Genomic DNA, 5,327 nt, shown 5'->3' with positions numbered 1-5,327 from the left:
TCGCATTTCCCTGTAGGAGCTGCCGAAGGCTGCGATCTTTTAAAGGATCAAATATCCATCCCCAACTCATGCTTGACCAACCCCAGCAACTTCCCGGTATCGATCGGCTTGAGCAGAAAATCCACCACGCTCAAGTGCATCGCCGCGATGGCGTCCTTAACGTCGGCATCGCCGGAAACGATGATGAACGGCATCGCCGCTCGCACCGACTCGCGCACCTCGCGGATCAACGCCAAACCGTCGACGTTGCCCATGCGCAGGTCGGTGATCACCAAACCTATGGACGGTCGTTCTTCCAGCAGCTTGAGCGCGGACTCGCCGCTGGAGGCAGTCATGCAACGTATGCCATCCAGGGCAAGAATCTCTGACAGTAATTCTCGGGCATCCTTGTCGTCGTCTACGATCAGCACCCGCTGCGGTGGCAGGTCGGGTTCCTGCATGACTGCACTGAGCGCTGCGCGCTCGGCGTCACTCAAAATATCGTGGTCGGACATGGCGTTCTCTACATGATCAGTACAGTTCCCTAGCACAGTGGTGAGACATCGCTAAGCACAGCTTAAATGTGCACTTCGTCGGATTATTTTCCAAGCGTAGTTTGGAGAGGTTTTTCCTTCAATCTCGTAAGGATTTTCCGACAATTTGCCGTACAGATTGCCTACCTAGACTTACGTCCAATGGGCACCCCGGCCGCAGGGGCCGACCATGGGTGAGTTATCCCCGACAACAAATCCAAAAAAGACTGCGGTAATGGTTATGAGTAAAGCGGACGCCTTCACACAGGCAGGGAAAACCGCGGTGTTGCAGAACATCCAGGGCACTTTGCAGTTCCTTCAGCGCTTCCCGCCCTTCAACCAGATGGAACACGCCCACCTGGCGTACCTGGTCGAGCAATGTCAGCTGCGTTTTTATGCCCCGGGCGAGAGCATCATCAAGCCCGCCGACGGCCCGGTTGAGCACTTCTACATCGTCAAGCAGGGCCGGGTGGTGGGCGAGCGTCCGCATTCGGCCAAGGGCGGCACCGAAACCACTTTCGAGATCACCACCGGCGAGTGCTTTCCCCTCGCCGCGCTGCTGGGTGAGCGGGCAACCCGCACCGAGCATCTGTCCGCCGAAGACACCTTTTGCCTGCAACTGAACAAGCTGGCGTTCATCAAGCTCTTCGCCATTTCCCACACCTTCCGCGATTTCGCCCTACGGGGTGTCAGCAGCCTGCTGGATCAGGTCAACCAGCAAGTCCAGCAGAAGGCCGTGGAAACCCTCGGCACCCAGTATTCGCTCAACACCCGCCTGGGCGATTTGGCCATGCGCCACCCGGTGAGCTGCAGCCCCGCCACGCCCCTGCGCGAAGCCGTGACCCTGATGCACGAGCAGCAGGTCGGCAGCATCGTCGTCGTCAACGAACAGAAATCACCGCTGGGGATCTTCACCCTGCGCGACCTGCGCCAGGTGGTGGCCAACGGCACCGGGGATTTCAGCGAGGCCATCGAGCGCCACATGACCCAGGCGCCGTTCTATCTGAGCCCGGATCACAGCGCCTTCGATGCGGCGATCGCCATGACCGAGCGGCACATCGCCCACGTCTGCCTGGTCAAGGATCAGCGCCTGTGTGGCGTGGTGTCCGAGCGCGATCTGTTCTCCCTGCAACGGGTCGATCTGGTGCACCTGGCCCGCACCATCCGCAGCGCCCAGCGCGTGGAAAACCTGGTGGCGATCCGTGGCGAAATCGGCCAACTGGTGGAGCGCATGCTGGCCCACGGCGCCTCCTCGACCCAGATCACCCACATCATCACCCTGCTCAACGACCACACCGTCAGCCGCGTGATCGAACTGACCCTGGCGGAAAAAGGCGACCCTGGGGTGCCGTTCAGCTGGCTGTGTTTCGGCAGCGAAGGCCGCCGCGAGCAGACGCTGCACACCGACCAGGACAACGGCATTCTGTTCGAAGCCCGGGACGCGGCCCACGCGGCGGAAATCCGCGGCAAGCTGCTGCCCATCGCCCATCAGGTCAACCAGAGCCTGGCGCTCTGCGGCTTCACGTTGTGCAAGGGCAACATCATGGCCGGCAACCCCGAGCTGTGCCTGTCCCGCATCGAATGGGCCCGGCGCTTTGCCGCGTTCATTCGCGAGGCGACCCCGGAGAATCTGCTGGGGTCGAGCATCTATTTCGACTTGCGCGTGGTCTGGGGTAGCGAGCAAGGTTGCGAGCAATTGCGTCGCGGCATTCTCGATCAGGTCGGCGACAACCGACTGTTCCAGCGAATGATGGCCGAGAACGCCTTGCGTAATCGTCCACCGGTCGGGCGTTTCCGCGAGTTCGTGCTGACCCGCAAAAATGGCGACAAGGCCACCCTCGACCTGAAGATCCAGGGCCTGGCGCCCTTCGTCGATGGCGCCCGTTTACTGGCCCTGGCCCACGGCATCGAGGCCAATAACACCCTGGAGCGCTTCCGCCAGCTGGTGGATAAGGAAGTCATCGAACCGCTGGACGGCGCGGCCTACGAAGAGGCCTACCACTTCATCCAGCAAACCCGCATGCAGCAACACCAGTTGCAGACCCGGGAAAACCTGCCCTACTCCAACCGCGTCGACCCGGACAGCCTCAACCACCTGGACCGGCGCATCCTGCGTGAATCCCTGCGCCAGGCCCAACGCCTGCAAAGCAGCCTGGCACTGCGGTATCAGTTATGAGCTATCAGTTATGAGCCTGTTTTCGTGGTTGCGCCCCGCGGGTCCCAGCCTGTCCGGCGAACTGCAACAGCGCCTGCAACGGCTGCCGGCAGCGCCGGTTCTGGGCGAGTGCAGCCTGCGCGAACAGCGTTGGGTAGTGCTCGATCTGGAAACTACAGGATTGAACCTGAACAAGGATCGGGTACTGTCCATCGGCGCGGTGGTGATCGAGGACGGCGCGATCGATTTCAGCCAGCAGTTCGAACGCACCCTGCAATGCGCCGAGCTCAAGCTCAGCCCCAGCGTGCTGATCCACGGTTTGGGGCCGAGCGCGATTGCCAACGGCAGCGACCCGGCGCAGGCGCTGATCGAGTTCATGGAGTTCGTCGGCGACAGCCCGTTGTTGGCCTTTCATGCACCGTTCGACCAGCACATGCTCGGCCGCGCGCTCAAGGATCACCTGGGCTACAAGTTGCAGCACGCCTTTCTGGACGTGGCCGAGATCGCCCCGCTCGTGTGCCCGCAGGCCAACATCCGCGAGGCCGGGCTCGATGAATGGATCAACTGGTTCAAGCTCGAAGTCTTCGAACGCCACAACGCCAGCGCCGACGCCCTGGCCACCGCCGAACTGGCGCTGATCCTGTTCAGCCGCGCGCGGCAGCAGCAGATTCTCAGCCCGTTGAACCTGCAACAGCGCCTGAGCCAGTGGCGCCGGCGGCAGCAAACTCCGTCCTTCTGAATCGTCGGCGTCTGGTCTGACGCATTCGCGGGCAAGCCTCGCTCCTACAGGGTTTGTGTCGATCATAAATCCCACAAACGCCACCAATCCTGTGGGAGCGTGGCTTGCCCGCGAAGAACGATAACGCGGTCCAACTGCCCACCTCCCCCCAAAAACACCCGACCAACGCCAATTGCTTACCTGATTCGCCTCTGACACAATCGCGAACAATTCTCGTTAGTTAACCTTTCCCAATCGGTAATACGGCGTGTCGTCAATCCCAAGCCCTCAAAGTGAGCTCGTCGGTGCGTTATATCGCGACCATCGCGGTTGGCTATTGGCCTGGCTTCGTCGCAACGTCGCCTGCCCGCAGCGCGCCGAGGACCTGAGTCAGGACACCTTCGTGCGCCTGCTCGGCCGAGAGGACTTGAAAGAACCCCGCGAACCCCGGGCATTCCTGGTGGCGATCGCCAAGGGCCTGCTGTTCGACTACTTCCGCCGCGCCGCGCTGGAACAGGCCTACCTCACCGAACTGATGCTGATTCCCGAAGCCGAACAACCGTCGGCGGAAGAACAGCAGATGATCCTCGAAGACCTGAAAAACATCGATCGCCTGCTCGGCAAGCTCTCGAGCAAGGCCCGCGCGGCGTTTCTGTACAACCGCCTCGATGGCCTGAGCCACGGGGAAATCGCCGAGCGCCTGGGCGTGTCGGTGCCCCGGGTGCGCCAGTACCTGGCCCAGGGCATCCGCCAGTGCTACATCGTGCTGTACGGGGAGCCGACATGAGCCCGGCCAGTTCCAAACCGGTCTCGGCGCGGGTGCTCGATGCCGCCATCGCCTGGCAATTGTCCCTGGACTCGGCCAACCCGATCGAGCGCGAAGAATTCGCCAAATGGCACGCTGCCCACGAAGAACACGCCCGCGCCTGGCGCCAGCTGGGCATGCTCGATCAGCGTTTCAGCGTCGCCAGCGGCCCCGCCCGCACCGCCCTGCTGCAGTCGCGTGAAGGCATCCGCCGCCGCGTGCGCAAACTCGGCAGCGGCGTGGCCAGCGTGGTCGCGGTGATTGGTCTGGCGCTGTTTGCCGGCGAACGTTATCTGCCGGTGGATTACTGGCTGGCCGACCAGCGCACCGCCACCGGCGAACAGCGCACCATTCGCCTGAGCGACGGCACCTTGATCAACCTCAACACCCACAGTGCGCTGGACGTTCGCTTCGACGAGAAGCAGCGGCTGATCGTGCTGCAGGAAGGCGAAATCCTCGTCGAAACCGGCCACGGCGACGCCCGGCCCTTCATCGTCGAAACCCGCGAAGGCAGCATGCGCGCGCTGGGCACGCGCTTTCTGGTCAAGCGCGAAGCCGAAGGCACCCGCCTGAGCGTGCTGCAATCGGCAGTGGCCGCCCACCCCGAATCAAGCCAGCAAGAACAAATTCTGCGCGAAGGCCAGCAAATGCTGATCCGCAACGACGGCCTGGGCCCGATCCTCGCCGTCAACGTGGGCGCCGACGCCTGGACCCGCGGCATGCTGGTAGTGGACAACACCCGCCTCGAAGACCTCGTCCATGAACTCGGCCGCTACCGCCCCGGCCACCTGGGCGTAGCCCCCGAAATCGCCGACCTGCGCATCACCGGCAGCTTCCCCCTCAAAGACACCAACCTGGCCCTGAACGCCCTGCTGCCGACCTTGCCGGTGCAGATCGAACAGCACACGCAGTGGTGGGTGACGGTGGCGGCGAAGAGCAACCCGAAACCCTAAACTCCACGCAGAACCCTGTGGGAGCGGGCTTGCCCGCGAAGATGCCCTCAGTAATCACCGCAAATCCATAGGCAAAAACTCGATCATGTAGCAGCTGGCGAAGCCTGCGTCCGACTGCGCAGCAGTCGTGAAATCAGCCAGCGCGGTGTTTCAGGGAGACCTCGCACTCAGGTTTTACGACTGC

5 protein-coding genes are annotated in these 5,327 nt (G+C 62.5%); 4 read left to right on the top strand and 1 reads right to left on the bottom strand.

Annotated features, from left to right (window positions below; all coding sequences use genetic code 11):
* Positions 1-47 precede the first annotated feature (47 nt).
* Positions 48-494, bottom strand: a complete 447-nt coding sequence (locus ACW9JE_RS28290) for a response regulator (RefSeq protein WP_457434637.1) — start codon at positions 492-494, stop codon at positions 48-50.
* 259 nt (positions 495-753) lie between these two features.
* Between ACW9JE_RS28290 and ACW9JE_RS28285 the strand changes: the two genes are divergently transcribed.
* The 4 genes from ACW9JE_RS28285 to ACW9JE_RS28270 all read left to right on the top strand — a co-directional run bounded on the left by ACW9JE_RS28285 (position 754) and on the right by ACW9JE_RS28270 (position 5,143).
* Positions 754-2,688 (top strand): putative nucleotidyltransferase substrate binding domain-containing protein, encoded by a 1,935-nt coding sequence (locus ACW9JE_RS28285; RefSeq protein ID WP_457434636.1) that lies wholly within the window; start codon positions 754-756, stop codon positions 2,686-2,688.
* Positions 2,689-2,698: 10 nt separating this feature from the next.
* Entirely contained in the window at positions 2,699-3,406 is a 708-nt protein-coding gene (locus tag ACW9JE_RS28280) for a 3'-5' exonuclease (protein ID WP_224538031.1), read from the top strand.
* Positions 3,407-3,653: 247 nt separating this feature from the next.
* Entirely contained in the window at positions 3,654-4,172 is a 519-nt protein-coding gene (locus ACW9JE_RS28275) for an RNA polymerase sigma factor (RefSeq protein WP_457434635.1), read from the top strand.
* Positions 4,169-5,143: a FecR domain-containing protein gene (locus ACW9JE_RS28270; RefSeq protein WP_224538034.1), complete on the top strand. Its 975-nt coding sequence runs from the start codon at positions 4,169-4,171 to the stop codon at positions 5,141-5,143. Before ACW9JE_RS28275 ends, ACW9JE_RS28270 begins: the two co-directional genes overlap by 4 nt.
* The last annotated feature ends 184 nt before the right edge of the window (positions 5,144-5,327 follow it).

The organism is Pseudomonas sp. SDO55104_S430 (assembly GCF_054070595.1).
The sequence above is the reverse complement of the archived record's forward strand: the minus strand, read 5'-3'. Positions and strand labels throughout refer to the sequence as shown.